Genomic DNA, 16,079 nt, shown 5'->3' on the forward strand with positions numbered 1-16,079 from the left:
CGGGAGGCATAAGAATGGGTTTTATAAGTGTCGCGGTAGACGGTCCGTCCGGAGCGGGGAAGAGCACCATGGCCAAACGTCTGGCCGAGGCATTGGGCTATGTATACGTGGATACAGGGGCGATCTACCGCACGCTGGGCCTTCTCGCCCGGAGAAGCGGTACAGATCCGGAGGACGCGCAGGCAGTGAGTGAACTGCTGAAGCGGGCAGATATCCAGCTCCGCTACGAAGCAGATGGGCTGCAGCATATGTTATTGTCCGGGGAGGATGTGACGGCCGAGATCCGGCTGCCCGAGATATCCCAGTATGCCTCGGCAGTGTCGGCCCAGCCGGCGGTGCGGGCTTTCCTGTTGGACATGCAGCGGGACATGGCAAAGCATTTCAATGTGATCATGGATGGAAGAGACATCGGCACGGTGGTTCTTCCGGATGCACAGGCCAAGATATTTCTTACCGCGACCCCAGAGGACAGGGCCTCCCGCCGCTGTGCCGAGCTGGAGGATCGGGGCACGCCTCAGGATTATGAGACGGTGCTGGCGGAGATCGTGGAGCGGGACCGCAAGGACAGCACACGTGCCGCGGCTCCGCTCCGAAGGGCGGAGGATGCCGTTCTGGTGGATACCACGGGGAAATCCCTGGATGAGAGCTTTGCGATACTGCTGGACGCCATCAGGAGGAAGCTGGAAGCATGAGAATGTTCTATGCGGTGATCTACACGATCATCTGGCCTTTTTTCAACTTGGTTCATCCCCATCGCGCCATTGGGAGGGAGCGTATCCCGGAGGGTGGCGTACTGGTCTGCGGCAATCACACATCGCTGTCGGATCCCCTGTTCCTGGCGTTTGCCTTTCATAAAAAGTATCAACTCCGCCCGATGGCCAAGGCGGAGCTCCTGCGGGTACCGTTTATCGGATGGATTTTAAAGCGGGTCGGCGTGTTCGGCGTGGAACGGGGCAAATCCGACGTGGGCGCCATCAAGCAGGCCATGAAATATCTGAAAGAGGGAGAGAAGGTCCTCCTCTACCCGGAGGGGACCCGGGTCCGCGCCAGCCGCGGAGAGGAGAGCGAACCCAAAACCGGGGCGGCCATGTTGGCGGTGCGGTGCGGCGTCCCCATCCTCCCTGTGTATGTGCCGGAAAAAAAGCGCTGGTTTGGACGGACGCCCGTGGTTATCGGCGAGCCCTATCTGCCTCATGTGGAGTCCCGCAAGGGAACGCAGGAGGAGTATGAGGCCATCACGGCCGACCTGATGGCGCGGATTCGGGCGCTGGAGGTACAGACGATATGAGGCTGGAACTCGCAAGGTCCGCCGGGTTTTGTTACGGCGTCCGGCGGGCGGTGGAGCTGGCCGAGTTGGCTGCCGACCGTGAGAAGCCATGCTATATGCTTGGCCCTGTTATCCATAACGATCATGTGACGGCGCATTTGGAGGAAAAGGGTATTGTCTGCCTTCCGGACGTCAGGGATATCCCTCCGGGCGCCGCTGTGATTCTCCGTTCCCATGGAGAGGGAAGGGCGGTATACGACGCACTGGCGGCCAAGGGGTGCAAGACCATTGACGCCGCATGCCCCAATGTCACAAAGATTCACCGCCTTGTGGAGCGCGCAGAGGAAAGCGGCAGGCAGCCTGTCATCATCGGCGTCCCTACCCATCCCGAGGTGGTCGCTATTGCCGGATGGTGCCGCTCTCCCGTCGTGCTGGAGGATGCGGACGCCCTGGGGGGCTGGCTGGATGAGTGCCCGGAGCGCCGCAGCAAAGCGCTGGCATTTGTGTCCCAAACGACCTCAACACAGAAAATTTGGGATGCGTGCAGAGAAAAAGTAAAAAAAGAGTGTACAAACGCTGAAATTTTTGATACAATATGCAGTGCTACGTATGTACGGCAATCGGAGGCACAGGAACTGGCCGCCCGCTGCGATGCAATGATCGTCATCGGGGACCGAAAAAGCTCCAATACCAGACGGCTGGCCGAGCTGTGCCGCGCACTCTGCCCCAGAGTGGTCGCTATAGAGGGGGCGGAGGAGCTGGAACCTTCCTCTTTTCAGGGGATGGCTTCTATTGGAATCACTGCGGGCGCTTCCACGCCCGGGTGGATTATAAAGGAGGTCTATGACAAAATGAGCGACGAAATCATGGAGATCGAGGAGTCCTTTGCTGATCTGCTGGAGAAATCGATCAAAACTTTAAATACAGGAGAGAAGGTCACCGGTGTCGTTACTGAGATCACGCCCACAGAGATTTACGTGGACCTGGGCACGAAGCATGCCGGTTACATCCCTGTATCCGAGCTGAGCGACGATCCCACTGTGAAAGTGGAGGATATCGTGAAGATCGGCGACGAGATCGAGACCTATGTCATGCGCGTCAATGACGCCGAGGGCGTGGTCACCCTGTCCAAGAAGCGTCTGGATACTGTGAAGAGCTGGGACGACGTGGAACAGGCCCGTGAGGAGGGCACCATTGTCGAGGGCGTCGTCACTGAGGAGAATAAGGGTGGCGTAGTCGCTTCCGTCAAGGGTGTTCGTGTGTTCATTCCCGCCTCTCAGACCGGGCTGCCCCGTGACGCCGCCATGAGCGACCTGCTGAAGAAGAAGGTCCGCATGAAGATTACAGAGGTCAATCGGGCCCGCCGCCGTGTCGTGGGCTCTATCCGTGCTGTGGAGCAGGCGGAGCGTGCCGAGAAGTCTGCCAAAGTGTGGGCTGAGATTGAAAATGGGAAGCGTTATTCCGGTGTGGTAAAGTCCCTGACCTCTTACGGCGCCTTTGTGGACATCGGCGGCGTGGATGGCATGGTCCACATCTCCGAGCTCTCCTGGAGCCGCATCAAGCACCCCTCTGAGGTGGTGAGTGTGGGGGATCCCGCAGAGGTGTACGTGATTTCCTTCGATCCTGAGAAGAAGAAGATTTCTCTGGGTATGAAGGATCGGAGTCAGGACCCCTGGACCGTATTCACCTCTAAGTACGGTGTGGGTGACGTGGCGACCGTCAAGGTCGTAAAGCTGATGACTTTTGGCGCTTTTGCTGAGATCGTCCCTGGCGTGGACGGGCTGATTCATATCTCTCAGATCGCCGACCACCGTATCGATAAGCCCGGAGATGTGCTCTCTGAGGGACAGATGGTGGATGTCAAAATTACCGACATCGATATGGAGAATAAAAAGGTCTCTCTGTCCATTCGCGCCCTGCTGGAAGACGCCCGCGAGGCCAAGGCGCAGGAGGGCGATGACGCCGTGGTCGCGACCTCTGATGACGAGGGTACCGAAGTGGCTCCCGGCGCTGTTGAGGAATAAAAAAGTCAAATAGATAAAAATACCCCGTTTCCTTTAGAGAAACGGGGTATTTTTATCTATTATTTACTGGGGCTGCCCCTGCTTTTTACTTGCAAACAGATGGCAAATGCTTTATAATAAACTTGTTAAGAAGATTTGTCAAGTTATTTTTCGCACGATCAGGGAGGTGGTTATCATGTTTCAGGTAGGAGATAAGATCGTTCATCCGATGCATGGTGCCGGTGTCATTGATAGCATCGTCACCAAAAAGGTCAATGGAGTTGTGAGGGAGTATTATATTTTGAAGCTTCCGGTGGGCGGGATGCTGGTCATGATTCCCACCAGCAATAGCGAGGAAATTGGCGTCCGCCCCGTGGTGGACAAGGATGAGGCGGATCGGCTCATTGCCTCCATGCCTGACATCGAGGTGGACATGACCCAGAATTGGAATCGCCGTTATCGGGAGAATATGATGCGGATCAAAAGCGGCGATCTGCTGGAAGTTGCCAAAGTAGTCAAGGGCCTGATGCTTCGCGATGTGGACCGTGGACTCTCCACAGGGGAACGGAAGATGCTCCACTCGGCAAAACAGATCTTGATTTCCGAGCTGGTCCTCTCTCAAAATACCAGCTACGAAGATGTAGAGGCCCGCATAAATACGGCGCTGGCGTAATAGGATTTTTCTGGCGATCCCCGCATGTCTAAAAGGAGCCGAGAGGCTCCTTTTTTGCGAAAGGAGTTGCGGCTATGGCCCCGATTTTTGACCGTCTGCGGCGGAGAAGGGCGGATATGCCCTTCTGTACTGCAGTAGTGCCCGCAGCCGGATCCTCTACCCGCATGGAGGGACAGGATAAGATACTGCTCACTTTGGGAGATTATCCTGTGCTCGTCCGTACTTTGCAGGCCCTGGAGGCCTGTACGCGGATTCAGGAGATCGTGGTGGTGACCCGAGAAGATCTCATCGTTCCGGTCAGCCAGCTGTGCCGGGATTTTGCTCTGGAGAAGGTCACCCATATCGTGACCGGAGGCACTACCCGCACGCAGTCTGTACTCAACGGTATCCGCGAAGCAAGCCCTCAGGCGGGGCTGATTGCCATTCATGACGGCGCCCGTCCTTTTGTCACGCAGGAGGTGCTGGAAGAGGTCATTGACCGGGCCGCGCAGTGCGGTGCAGCGGCACCGGCCGTTCCTGTTACGGATACGGTGAAGCGTGCCATGAACGGCATAGTGGAAGAGACGGTGGACCGGGATACGCTGTTTGCGGTGCAGACCCCTCAGGTATTCGAGGCATCTCTGATCAAGGCTGCCCTGCAACGTGCGGTGGAGGAGGGGGTCACCTTGACCGACGACTGTGCCGCAGTGGAGCGGCTGGGCATGAAGGTAGCCCTCACCCGCGGGGACCGGGCCAATATAAAGCTTACCACCCCTACTGATCTGGATTTGGGGCTGGGTATTCTCAATGGAAGAGGGGAGTTCGTGTGAATGCATTTCGGATTGGGCACGGCTATGACGTACACCGCCTGACAGCGGGGAGGAAGCTCATTCTGGGCGGGGCGGAAGTCCCGTTCGACCGGGGACTCCTGGGGCATTCCGATGCTGATGTGCTCACCCACGCCGTCATGGACGCGTTGCTGGGCGCTGCCGGGCTGGGGGATATCGGTAAGCTTTTTCCGGATCATGATCCCGCCTATGCGGGGATCTCCAGTCTGCTGCTGCTGGACCGGGTCGTGGAGCGGCTTGGAGAGGCCGGATACCGTGTGGGAAACGTGGATGCTACTCTGGTGGCCCAGCAGCCCAAACTGGCCGCCTTTATCCCACAGATGCGCCAAAATCTGGCCAAGCATTTGGGTGTTCCTCAGGACCAGGTGAATGTGAAAGCCACCACTGAGGAGGGGCTTGGCTTTACGGGTACGGGCCAGGGAATGGCGGCCCACGCCGTGGCTCTTTTGGAGTGCAACTGATACGACGATGAACGGCGGGGCTGAAATGCCCCGCCGCTTTTCTGTCCCATCTGGCGGCAGCACGGCATACAATGCTCCAGAGAGGAGCGTAATGCCAATGGTCTATTATCTCATTATATGCCGCTCGCTGACCTACGCCCAGCGTACGGCCGCCGTTTTGGAGCGTGCTGGAATTACAGCTCGGATCCTACGTTCTCCCAAAAGCATCGCCGGCGAGGGGTGCAGCCATGCAGTAAAGGTGTCTGAGCGCCGTCTTGCCGAGGCACTGGTGCTCCTCAACCGGGCAGAGCTGAAGCCGAAACGGGTCTATATTACAGAAGAGGACGGAAGCTACCGCGAGGTGGGGCTATGATTTATCTGGACGCAGCAGCGACAACGCTGCAAAAGCCTTCCGCCGTCGCCCGTGCCTCCGGCTACGCTATGGGGCATATGGCAAGCCCGGGCCGTGGAGGCCATCCGCCCGCCATGCTGGCCGCAGACACGGTTTTTGCCTGTCGGGAGCGGGCGGCCGAGCTCTTCCATGTGAGGGAACCCGACGATGTAGTTTTTACTATGAATGCCACCCACGGGCTCAACATTGCCATCAAGTCCATTGTAAAGCCCGGGGACACCGTACTCATCTCCGGTTATGAGCATAATGCGGTCACGCGTCCGCTGGCCGCGATTCCCAATGTGCGCGTGAAGGTGGCCACCTCGCGGCTTTTCGACCCTCAGGAGATTCTGCGCCAGTTCCGTGAGCAGCTCACATCGGAGGTCGACTGCGTCATCTGCAACCATGTCTCCAATGTTTTCGGTTATGTGTTGCCGGTGGTTGAAATTGCCGATCTCTGCGCCGGGAGAGGAGTCCCCTTCGTCCTAGACGCCTCCCAATCCGCAGGGAGCATGCCGATCTACATGGACCAGCTTCGAGCCTCCTTTATCGCCATGCCGGGCCACAAGGGGCTCTACGGTCCCCAGGGGACCGGCATCCTGCTCTGCGATCACGAGGTCATCCCCCTGCTGGAAGGTGGGACTGGGTCGCTGTCTGCCCGCCAGGAGATGCCGGACTTTCTGCCGGATCGGCTGGAGGCCGGAACGCAAAATGTGACCGGGATTGCCGGATTGCTGGAGGGGCTCCGTTTTATCCAGCGCAAAGGCCCCGAGGTGATCCTGAATCATGAAAGATTCCTGGCTGCCCGGTGTGCGGATGCCCTGTCAGCTCTGCCGGGTGTGCGCGTCTTTGCGGCGCCCCGCCTCTTCTGCCAAGCGGGGGTGCTCTCCTTTCAGGTGGACGGCATGGACTGTGAAGATGTGGGGCAGGCACTGGGAGAACAGGGGATTGCCGTCCGTTCCGGGCTCCACTGCGCGCCGCTGGCGCACCGCTCCGCAGGGACGCTGGATGTCGGGACCGTACGGGTCAGTTTTTCCGCCTTTAACTCCAGCGGAGATGTGGACGCGCTGGCCGGAGCTGTGGCGCGGCTGCCCAGACGCCAATAAAAGCATTCCAAAGCGTATTGTCTGTGCGAGTGCACGCGGTTCTTCGCCGCGCGCCCTCGTACTCTTTTTTTCAGGCTTTTTCTATGAAATTAAGGGAAAATTAATGGGCGGAGTTCTTGCCATTTGCAAGAGGATACAGTATAATATTTGAAATGGGCGGGTAGCGTTTTGGCACCGCCCATCGTGCACACTCTGAGATGTGGGAGACATTGGAAATGACTGAATTGCTGTGGGGGATGTGGCAGTACATCCTGACTTTTAACATTTCCATTTTTGACGTACTCGATGTGGCGATCATCGCCTACATCGTTTATCGCGTATTGATGTTGGTCCAGCGCAGCCGGGCCGCCCAGGTGGCGAAAGCCATTTTGCTGCTGCTGGTGGCGCTGGGTCTCTCCTACCTGTTGCAGCTCAGAGTGATCAACTTCGTGCTGAGCCGTATGGTAGAGATGGGAACGCTGGCGCTGGTTGTGGTCTTTCAGCCGGAGATCCGCCGTTTCCTGGAGCAGTTGGGCAGCAGCAGGCTGGGGGATATGTTCAGCCGCGAGGAGGCGCCGCCCGACGTGGAGAACGCCATCACACAGACGGTACAGGCCTATACGTCCCTCTCCAAGGATAAGGTGGGCGCGCTGATGGTCTTTGAGCGAAAGGTCCCGCTGGACGATATCATCAAAACCGGCACCATGCTGGATTCCACCGTGGCGGCGGAGCTGCTGAAGAATCTTTTCTGGAACAAGGCCCCGCTGCATGACGGCGCGGTGATCGTTCGGAACGGACATATCGTGGGCGCGGGCTGTGTACTGCCGCTGTCCGGGAACGTCAATCTCTCCCGGGACCTGGGGATGCGGCACAGGGCCGGAATCGGCATGAGCGAAAATTCCGACGCGGTAGTCGCCATTGTATCTGAGGAGACGGGATCTATTTCCGTGGCGGTCAACGGTATGCTCAAGCGGCACTTGGCCCCTGAAACTCTGGAGCGGCTTCTGCGCAACGAGCTCCTCCCGCAGGAGGAGTCGTCCTCCAAGTCCTCCATACTGACCTCGCTATTCAAGTCGAAAAAAGGTGACAAAGACGATGGGGAAGAAGTTCACGGAAAGTAAAGCCTTCAATATCATCCTAGCCGTCCTCATCGCCCTTGCGCTATGGGTTTATGTGACCGCCATTATCGGTCAGGTGGGCAGCATGACCATACGGAACGTGCCCATCACCCTGGTGGGTGAAGATGTGCTCAACTCCAAGGGGCTTATGATCGACGCAAGCACCAAGCTGACGGTCAATGTGGGCATCACGGGAGGGCGTTCGGCGCTGGTCGCCATTGCCTCCAACTCCTCGGAGTTCATCACTGCTCGGCTGGATGTGTCCGAGATCAGCGAGGCAGGGGAGTATGAGCTTCCCTGCAAACTGGGACTGGAAAATACGCTTACCAGCGGCGTCCGTCTGGATGGAGACTCGACCCAGACCATTCGGGTAGTCGTTACGAAAATGCTGTCCAAGACCATCGAGGTGCGTGGCAATTTCACCGGTACAGTGAAAGACGGCTATCGGACCAATACGGTGGAGATCACGCCCAGCACGGTGCGGATCCAGGGGCCTGAGGCATTGGTCAATCAAATCGACTACGCGCAGGTCACCATAACGGGTGAGGAGCTTACAAAGACAGTCAGCGGTGAAATGAGCTTTGACATGATTTCCTCCGATGGGGAAGTACTGAAGAGCGATGAGATCAGTTCCAATGTAAATACCGTCAGCGTAGTGCTGCCTGTAGTCAAAACGCTGGAGATCCCTCTCACGGTGGATTTTATCTATGGCGGAGGCATCACGGAAGAGAACTTTGCGCGATATGTAGAGCCCTACGTTGATATTCAACCCAACACCATTCAGATTTCCGGCGAGGAATCCGACATTACGCCCCTGGAGGGGAAATCCATCACTTTGGGTAAAATCGATCTGGCGGATGTGGTCCAGGAGAATCAGACCTATACCTTCCCCATTGTTCTTGCATCCGAACTCTCCAACGACAGCGGTATCAGTGAGGCCACTGTGACCATCAGTGTCAAGGGCCTGGAGACCAAGACCGTGGAGACTTCGAATATCGAGGTCATCAACGTGCCCGAGGGATTCACCGCGTCGGCCGTGACTCAGTCTCTGCAGGTGCAGGTCCGCGGCCCCGCCGACGCTTTGGAAACTGTGGATGGTTATCAGCTCCGGGTGGTGGTGGACCTCGAGGGTGAGACGCTCCGGCAGGCGCAGTTCCCATTCCAGCCAAAGATCTATTTGGATGGGGAGAGCACCTGTGGGGTGGTCAACGGTGCAAACGGATATATCGTAGTGGTCAATATTCAATCGCAATAGGAGAAATTGCTATGACACAGACTGCACAAGTAAAGCAGACCTTCCCAAATGGAACCGCAGTTGTGGCGGTGGTACGTCAGGGGGCCTGTGCCCATAATTGTTCAGAGTGCGGCGGCTGCATGACCGCTCAGCAGCCCACGGTTACCGCTCTGGCCCAAAATACCGTAGGCGCCAGGGAAGGAGAGCTGGTCGTGGTGGAGACGGAAAACGCCAATCTTATGGGAGTTATCGCCTTTGTCTATCTGGTCCCCATGGTTCTTCTGGTGGCCGGATATTTGGCCGCCCAGGCGTTCGGCCTGACGCAGGGCTGGTGTATTTTGGCCTCTGTGGCGGCCTTTGCCGTCAGCATTTTGATGGTGGTAGCCTTGGACCGTTCTGTCAAGCGCCGGAGGGCGCTTCAATTCCGGATCGTCCGGTTAAAGAGCGCCTGATGTTCGGGTATGTAGTCCCGCTCAGAGGAGAGCTCAAGGTGTGGGAGCTGGATGCCTATCAGGCGGCCTATTGCGGACTCTGCCATACGTTGGGACGCCGTTACGGCTTTTTGCCCCGGCTGCTGCTCAGCTATGATTTTGCATTTCTGGCGATGCTCCTTTCGACAGAGAGCGCCCGCCCTATAACGCAGCGGCGGCGCTGTATCGCTTGCCCCATCAAGGGCAAGCAGGTCTGCCGGGAAAGCCTCAGCTTGGATATCGCTGCCGATGAGAGCGTGATTCTCACCTATTGGAAGCTGATGGACGGGGTGGCGGACGCCTCTTTCTGGAAGGGACTGCCCTCGCGTCTCCTGGTGCTTCTGCTCCGTCCGTCTTATCACCGCGCCGCCAAGCGGCGCCCCGATTTTGACAGCCGGACGGCGGCATGTCTTGAAGAACTGAGATTTTTGGAGAAAGAGCGCTCCGGCTCCTTGGACCGTACGGCGGATACCTTTGCCCGCATTCTGCGGGCGGCAGCGCCAAGCACTGGAACAAGTGACCGTGACCGGGCGGTGGGGCAGCTTCTCTACCACGTCGGCCGCTGGATCTATTTGACAGATGCTTGGGACGACCTGGCGGAGGACCGAAGTCGGGGAACCTACAATCCCGTGGCCGCCCGCTGGCCGGACGGCCCGGAGGGACACAGAGAGGAATTGCGGACCACGTTGCGCCACTCCTTGAACCTGGCGGTGTCTGCCTGCCACTTAACGGATTTTGGCCCCTGGAGTGGAATCGTCCTCAATATTCTCTGCCTGGGACTTCCCATGGTGGAGGAATCCGTATTTCGGGGCGAATGGCGCAAGCGCAAGAAAGAAACAAATGGGAGAATGAGCTATGAACGATCCGTATAGCGTACTGGGCGTCGATTCCAACGCCAGTGATGAAGAGATCAAGCGGGCCTATCGAGAACTGGCCCGAAAATACCATCCGGATAACTACCAGAACAATCCGCTGGCGGACCTCGCTGAGGAAAAAATGAAGGAGATCAACGAGGCTTACGATGCCATCAACAAAATGCGCTCGGGCGGAACTTCATCCGCTTATCAGTCCTCTTACCAACAGCAGACGACCTATCAGCAGCAGAGCCGTTCCTACTCCGCCGGAAGTACCATCTACGCCCGCGTGCGGCAATCCATCAATCTGGGAAACTTGAGTCAGGCGGAACAGCTCCTTCAGTCTGCTCCCACACAGGATGCCGAATGGCACTTTCTCATGGGGAGTATCGCCTACCGCAAGGGCTGGCTGGATGAAGCCATGCAGCAGTATCAGATTGCCGTCAATATGGAGCCGGGGAACCCGGAATACCGGCAGGCCTACAACATGATGCAGCGGGGAGGACAGGCCTATCGGCCCTATGGGTATGCCGGGGGGGCGGACTCCTGTGACTGCTGCACCACCATGTTGTGTCTGAACTGCCTGTGCGGCGGCTGCGGCAACTGATATGAGAAGACAACGACAGGCCGCTTTCAGCGTGGCCTATACGGCCCTTCTGGCCGCGCTGTCTCTGGTGATCCTCTATGGTTCCTGCCTCGTCCCCACGGGGCGCGCGGGCGTGGTGGGATTAGCGGGGCTGTTGCCTGCAGCAGCGGTGATTTCCGGCGGCCCAAGCTCCGGCGTCCTCTGTTACGCCGGGACCGGTATCTTGGCGTTTCTGCTGCTGCCCGACAAGGGAAACGCACTCCTGTACCTGCTGTTTTTTGGACTTTATCCTCTGGTGAAATACAGCATAGAGCGAATTCGGCGCTTAACGTTGGAGCTGGTCTTGAAGCTCGCCTTTTTTAACGGTATGCTGTCTGTCTTTTGGTTTGTACTTCGTACCATTTTTTTGTCCGCGATCCCACTGAGCACACAGTCACTTCCCCTGCTCTACCTGGGGGGGAGCGCCGTATTTCTGATGTATGACTTCGGCTTTTCCAAGTTAATTGCCTTTTATATCGCCCGGGTGGACAAACCGCTGCGCAATGGGCGATCTGCAAATTAGTACGAAAGAAGAAAGGGGAGACCGCCGGTGGTCCGCAGTATGACCGGCTATGGCAGGGGAGAGGCGGTTTTGAACGACCGAACCATTACAGTGGAGGTCCGTTCCGTCAACAACCGTTACCTGGATTGTACCGTCAAGATGCCTCGTGCCTATATGTTTGCGGAGGATGCGATTAAAAGCACCGTCCAGCGCAGTATTTCCAGGGGGAAGGTAGATATTTTCGTCACCATCAACAGCACCAAGGCGGACGGAGTGATCGTCAGCCTGAACCGGCCGGTGGCCGACGGCTATTATGCCGCGCTTACAGAGCTTCGAGACACCTATGGGCTCCGGGACGACATTTCCCTGTCCCTGCTGTCTCGGTTTCAGGACGTGTTTTTTGTGGAGAAGGCCCCCGAGGACGTGGAGGCCGTCGCGGCGGATATCTGTGCCGTACTGGATATGGCTCTGCAGGACTTCAACGGCATGCGGGAGCGGGAGGGCGCCAAGCTCTCTGCCGATATTCTCTCCCGCGCCGGAACTATTGAGGCGCTGACGGCCCAGGTGGAGGCACAGTCCCCTAAAACCGTAGCGGAGTATCGCGGCAGGCTCGAGAACAAAATGAAGGAAGTCCTCCAGAACACCCAAATCGATGAGAGCCGCATCCTTACGGAGGCCGCCATTTTTGCTGATAAAGTTGCCGTTGATGAGGAGACCGTGCGTCTGCACAGTCATCTCTCTCAACTGCGCACGTTGTTGGAGCAGGACGGACCGATGGGGCGGAAGTTGGATTTTCTCATTCAGGAGTTCAATCGTGAGGCAAACACTATCGGCTCCAAATGCAATGACTTGGAGACTGCTCGACATGTCATCGACATCAAGGCAGAAATCGAGAAGATCCGGGAGCAGGTCCAGAATATCGAGTGAGGGAGGCGGAAAGCATGAAGCTCATCAACATTGGATTTGGCAACATGGTCTCCGCCAGCCGGCTGATTGCCATCGTAAGTCCGGAGTCGGCGCCCATCAAGCGGATGATACAGGAGGCCCGGGAGCGCGGTGTGCTCATCGACGCGACCTATGGCCGACGTACTCGGGCCGTACTGGTTATGGACAGCGACCACATCGTTCTTTCGGCGATCCAGCCGGAGACGGTGGCCGGCCGCTTGAGCGGCGGCAGGGATGCCGCGGATCCCATACCGGAGGAGGACGAGGACTGATGGCTCTGAAAAAGAAAGCCAAGGGACAGCTCATCGTCCTGTCCGGTCCCTCCGGTGTGGGGAAGAGCACGGTGATCGCCGAACTCCTCGGACAGAGGCAGGACATCCACTTTTCCGTCTCCTTCACCACCCGAAAGCCGCGGGTGGGGGAGGCAAACGGCGTCAACTACAACTTTGTGGAACGGGACGAGTTTGAACGCATGATTGCTGACGGCGAACTGCTGGAGCATGCAGAGTATGTCAACAACTATTACGGCACCTCTCTGAAAGTCATCCAGGAAAAGCTGGACGCCGGCGTCGACGTGCTTTTGGATATCGAAGTCCAGGGTGCGGCCAAGGTGAGGAGCAAATGTCCCGACGCCGTTTTGATTTTCATTATTCCGCCCTCTTTTGAGGAGCTCTCCCGGCGCCTCCGCGGTCGAAATACGGACAGCGAAGAGGTCATAGCCGGCCGGCTCCAAAAGGCGAGGGAAGAATATAAGCAGATACCCAAATACGATTATCTGGTGGTCAACGACAAGGTATCCGCCGCTGCGGAGGAGATCATCTCCATCCTGATCGCGGAGGATTGCCGGACCAAGAACCGCATCCATCTCATAGAAGGAGTGTGACTTTTGTATGATGCTCTATCCCGCAATGAAAGATCTGCTCAAGCAGGTGCCCAGCCGCTATCAATTGGTGAACGTGGTGGCCCACAGGGCCCGTGAGATCGCCGCCGATGCCGACGAGCAGGGCTATCCCCTCAACGATAAGCCGGTGTCCATCGCCATCCGTGAGATTGCCGAGGGCAAGGTGGATTTGAGCGTACCGGAACAGCATTGACGGATGCAAGGCAAGTGCCGAGGGGCCGCTATCCCCGGTACTTGCCTTTTGTGGACGAAGGAGGTCGCGGAATGGAGCATGTCAGTATCGCCCGGGTGGCCCTTGCCGCGGCGACCTATGCGATCGACAGGCCCTATGACTATCAGATTCCCCAGGAGCTGGAAGGACGCGCCGCCCCTGGAGTACGGGTCATTGTCCCTTTTGGAGCGGGAAACCGCCGCACAGAGGGACTGATCTTGGCCCTGACAGACGAAACCCGTCTGGAAAAGAAGATAAAGGCTGTCCTTACCGTTTTGGATGATGCGCCGGTGCTGGGTGCCGCTGGCATCAAGCTGGCGCTCTGGGTCCGCGACCGTTTTTTCTGCACGGTCTATGACGCGGCACGCGCCATGCTTCCTGCCGGACTGTGGTTTTCCATTCAGGACAGTTACCGTGTGGCGGAAGGTGTAGACCGGGAGCGATCCTATGATGCGGCCGGCCGCTCCGACCATGCACGGCGGATTCTGGATCTGATTTGGGCCGCCGGCGGCTCCGCCGAATTGGGACAGATCAGAGCGGCTTTGGGGACCAAAGATCCAAATCCAGCGCTCCGCCAACTCACCGAGCAGGGGATACTGGTCCTGGAGACCAGCGCCTCCCGCGGCGTGGGGGACAAGACCGAACAGGTAGCCGCGCTGGCCCTTCCAGCGGAGGAGGCGTTGGCTTTGGTGACGCCCAAGCGAAAGACCGCTCCGCTGCGTTACGCTGTGGTAGAACTTCTCTGTGGGCTCGGGAGCGCGGCATCCAAGGAGATCTGCTATTTTACCGGAGCATCCCCCGCCACCCTGCGCGCCCTGGCGAAAAGCGGGATCTTGACGCTGGAAAAGCGCGAGGTATTCCGACGTGTGTCTGCGGACGGAGTCGAGCCGGCGGCGCCGCCGGTCCTCAATCAGGAGCAGCAGACAGCCTTTCTGCACCTGGACGCACTTGCCCGGGCGGAAAAGCCGGCGGTGGCGCTTTTATACGGCGTCACCGGGAGTGGTAAGACCCAGGTCTATATCAGCCTCATCCGTGCGGCGCTGGACCGTGGCGAATCTGCTATGGTGCTGGTGCCCGAGATCGCCCTGACGCCCCAGCTCCTGCATATCTTCTCCGCCCACTTCGGGGAAAATATTGCCGTTCTTCACAGCTCACTGAGAGCAGGGGAGCGGTATGACGAGTGGAAACGGGTCCGCTCCGGCCGGGCCCGTGTCGTGCTGGGCACCCGCTCCGCTGTGTTCGCGCCGCTGAAAGATCTGGGCCTCATTATCCTGGATGAAGAGCAGGAGGCCTCTTATAAATCAGAAAATACGCCCCGGTACCATGCCAGGGACGTGGCCAAATATCGTTGCGCCAGGAATGGAGGGCTGCTGGTGCTCGGGTCCGCCACGCCGTCTATAGAGACCATGTATCTGGCAAAGAGCGGAGTCTACCATATGGTTACCCTCTCCCGCCGCTATAATGAGCATGCCCTTCCCCATGTCTTTGTCACTGATATGAAGGAGGCGCTTCGCAGCGGAAACGGTACCTCCATCAGTGCGCGCCTGCACAGGGAACTGGCATCCAATCTGGAACGCGGAGAGCAGAGCATTCTGTTCTTGAACCGGAGAGGGGCCAGCCGTATGGTCTCCTGTGGGGAGTGTGGCGCCGTTCCCACATGCCCAAGGTGCTCTGTCCATCTGACATATCATTCAGCCAATGGGCGGCTGATGTGCCACTATTGCGGCCATTCTGAACGGCTGCCGGACCACTGTCCGGAGTGTGGTGGTGCCCTCAATTTTATCGGAGTCGGAACACAGAAGGTCCAGGAGGAGCTGGAGTCGTTGTTTCCAGGGGTGGAAGTTCTGAGAATGGATACCGATACCATTTCCGCCTCTCAGTCCCATGAGGCGTTGCTCTCCAGGTTTGAAAAGGAGAAGATTCCCATCCTGGTTGGGACACAGATGGTGGCGAAAGGCTTGGATTTCGAAAATGTAACTCTGGTGGGTGTCATCGCGGCTGACCTTGCCCTGTATGTCGATTCCTTTCGCGCCGCGGAGCGGACCTTTTCTCTGCTTACACAGGTGGTCGGCCGGGCGGGGCGAGGCGGAAAGACGGGGCGGGCGGTCATTCAGACCTATACGCCCGACAACGACGTGATCCGATATGCGGCGTCTCAGGATTACGACAGCTTTTTTGAACAGGAGATCGACCTGAGAAAATTGATGGAGTACCCACCTTTCCGGGACCTCTTCGTGCTCACGGCATCGGGGCTGAACGAGGCTTCGGTGCTCAGAGCCTGCCAGCAGCTTCGGCGCAGCCTGGAGCGATGGATCGCCGTCTGGCCTTCCCCGGAAAACCGCCCCAGACTTTTGGGGCCCGCTCCTGCAGCGGTGGCCAAGGTCAACCACCGCTATCGCTACCGCCTGACCTTGATGTGCCAAAATACCAAGGAGGTGCGGGGGCTCTTGGCGCAGATGCTGCGCGCAGCGAACAGTGATAAAGAAAACAGGGGCGTATCCATATTCGCGGATGTGAACCCCTATGATTAGTT

General features: G+C 58.0%; 19 protein-coding genes. All 19 read left to right on the plus strand.

Features of this window, described 5'->3' with window-relative positions:
- Positions 1-14 precede the first annotated feature (14 nt).
- Positions 15-692: a (d)CMP kinase gene (gene cmk, locus ABUA09_RS00720; protein WP_033116738.1), complete on the plus strand. Its 678-nt coding sequence runs from the start codon at positions 15-17 to the stop codon at positions 690-692.
- Complete coding sequence (locus ABUA09_RS00725) at positions 689-1,288, plus strand: lysophospholipid acyltransferase family protein (RefSeq protein WP_033116737.1); 600 nt, start codon at positions 689-691, stop codon at positions 1,286-1,288. Before cmk ends, ABUA09_RS00725 begins: the two co-directional genes overlap by 4 nt.
- Positions 1,285-3,291 (plus strand): bifunctional 4-hydroxy-3-methylbut-2-enyl diphosphate reductase/30S ribosomal protein S1, encoded by a 2,007-nt coding sequence (locus ABUA09_RS00730; RefSeq protein ID WP_058117687.1) that lies wholly within the window; start codon positions 1,285-1,287, stop codon positions 3,289-3,291. Before ABUA09_RS00725 ends, ABUA09_RS00730 begins: the two co-directional genes overlap by 4 nt.
- A 175-nt stretch (positions 3,292-3,466) precedes the next feature.
- On the plus strand, positions 3,467-3,943 hold the full coding sequence (locus ABUA09_RS00735) for a CarD family transcriptional regulator (RefSeq protein WP_033116736.1): 477 nt from the start codon (positions 3,467-3,469) through the stop codon (positions 3,941-3,943).
- A gap of 74 nt (positions 3,944-4,017) precedes the next feature.
- Entirely contained in the window at positions 4,018-4,752 is a 735-nt protein-coding gene (gene ispD, locus ABUA09_RS00740) for a 2-C-methyl-D-erythritol 4-phosphate cytidylyltransferase (RefSeq protein ID WP_033116735.1), read from the plus strand.
- Positions 4,749-5,231, plus strand: coding sequence for a 2-C-methyl-D-erythritol 2,4-cyclodiphosphate synthase (gene ispF / locus ABUA09_RS00745; RefSeq protein ID WP_033116734.1), 483 nt, complete (start codon positions 4,749-4,751; stop codon positions 5,229-5,231). The genes ispD and ispF overlap by 4 nt, the downstream gene beginning before the upstream one ends.
- Before the next feature lie 97 nt (positions 5,232-5,328).
- Positions 5,329-5,583 carry a putative Se/S carrier protein gene (locus ABUA09_RS00750; RefSeq protein ID WP_033116733.1) on the plus strand — a complete coding sequence of 85 codons (255 nt, stop codon included), beginning with the start codon at positions 5,329-5,331 and terminating at the stop codon, positions 5,581-5,583.
- Positions 5,580-6,707, plus strand: a complete 1,128-nt coding sequence (locus tag ABUA09_RS00755) for an aminotransferase class V-fold PLP-dependent enzyme (protein WP_033116732.1) — start codon at positions 5,580-5,582, stop codon at positions 6,705-6,707. Before ABUA09_RS00750 ends, ABUA09_RS00755 begins: the two co-directional genes overlap by 4 nt.
- Positions 6,708-6,922: 215 nt before the next feature.
- Positions 6,923-7,807 (plus strand): diadenylate cyclase CdaA, encoded by an 885-nt coding sequence (gene cdaA / locus ABUA09_RS00760; RefSeq protein ID WP_195973462.1) that lies wholly within the window; start codon positions 6,923-6,925, stop codon positions 7,805-7,807.
- The gene (locus tag ABUA09_RS00765; protein WP_058117691.1) at positions 7,782-9,059 is read left to right on the plus strand and encodes a CdaR family protein; all 1,278 of its coding nucleotides are present in this window, start codon (positions 7,782-7,784) and stop codon (positions 9,057-9,059) included. The genes cdaA and ABUA09_RS00765 overlap by 26 nt, the downstream gene beginning before the upstream one ends.
- Before the next feature lie 11 nt (positions 9,060-9,070).
- Complete coding sequence (locus ABUA09_RS00770) at positions 9,071-9,490, plus strand: SoxR reducing system RseC family protein (RefSeq protein WP_033116729.1); 420 nt, start codon at positions 9,071-9,073, stop codon at positions 9,488-9,490.
- A complete protein-coding gene (locus tag ABUA09_RS00775; protein ID WP_195614217.1) occupies positions 9,490-10,380 on the plus strand; it encodes a DUF5685 family protein in 891 nt (296 codons plus the stop codon). Before ABUA09_RS00770 ends, ABUA09_RS00775 begins: the two co-directional genes overlap by 1 nt.
- Positions 10,364-10,969 carry a J domain-containing protein gene (locus ABUA09_RS00780; protein WP_033116727.1) on the plus strand — a complete coding sequence of 202 codons (606 nt, stop codon included), beginning with the start codon at positions 10,364-10,366 and terminating at the stop codon, positions 10,967-10,969. The genes ABUA09_RS00775 and ABUA09_RS00780 overlap by 17 nt, the downstream gene beginning before the upstream one ends.
- Position 10,970: 1 nt before the next feature.
- Positions 10,971-11,510, plus strand: coding sequence for a hypothetical protein (locus tag ABUA09_RS00785; protein ID WP_033116726.1), 540 nt, complete (start codon positions 10,971-10,973; stop codon positions 11,508-11,510).
- 27 nt (positions 11,511-11,537) lie between these two features.
- Complete coding sequence (locus ABUA09_RS00790; protein WP_033116725.1) at positions 11,538-12,416, plus strand: YicC/YloC family endoribonuclease; 879 nt, start codon at positions 11,538-11,540, stop codon at positions 12,414-12,416.
- Positions 12,417-12,430: 14 nt separating this feature from the next.
- Positions 12,431-12,706 carry an extracellular matrix/biofilm regulator RemA gene (gene remA / locus ABUA09_RS00795; protein ID WP_033116724.1) on the plus strand — a complete coding sequence of 92 codons (276 nt, stop codon included), beginning with the start codon at positions 12,431-12,433 and terminating at the stop codon, positions 12,704-12,706.
- Positions 12,706-13,317 carry a guanylate kinase gene (gene gmk / locus ABUA09_RS00800; protein WP_033116723.1) on the plus strand — a complete coding sequence of 204 codons (612 nt, stop codon included), beginning with the start codon at positions 12,706-12,708 and terminating at the stop codon, positions 13,315-13,317. The genes remA and gmk overlap by 1 nt, the downstream gene beginning before the upstream one ends.
- A gap of 7 nt (positions 13,318-13,324) precedes the next feature.
- A complete protein-coding gene (gene rpoZ / locus ABUA09_RS00805; protein WP_052082501.1) occupies positions 13,325-13,528 on the plus strand; it encodes a DNA-directed RNA polymerase subunit omega in 204 nt (67 codons plus the stop codon).
- 71 nt (positions 13,529-13,599) lie between these two features.
- Positions 13,600-16,077: a replication restart helicase PriA gene (gene priA, locus ABUA09_RS00810; protein WP_349948997.1), complete on the plus strand. Its 2,478-nt coding sequence runs from the start codon at positions 13,600-13,602 to the stop codon at positions 16,075-16,077.
- Positions 16,078-16,079: the final 2 nt, after the last annotated feature.

Source organism: Intestinimonas sp. RTP31139st1_F5_RTP31139_211217 (assembly GCF_040226735.1).
Classification (GTDB): Bacteria; Bacillota; Clostridia; order Oscillospirales; family Oscillospiraceae; genus Intestinimonas; species Intestinimonas butyriciproducens.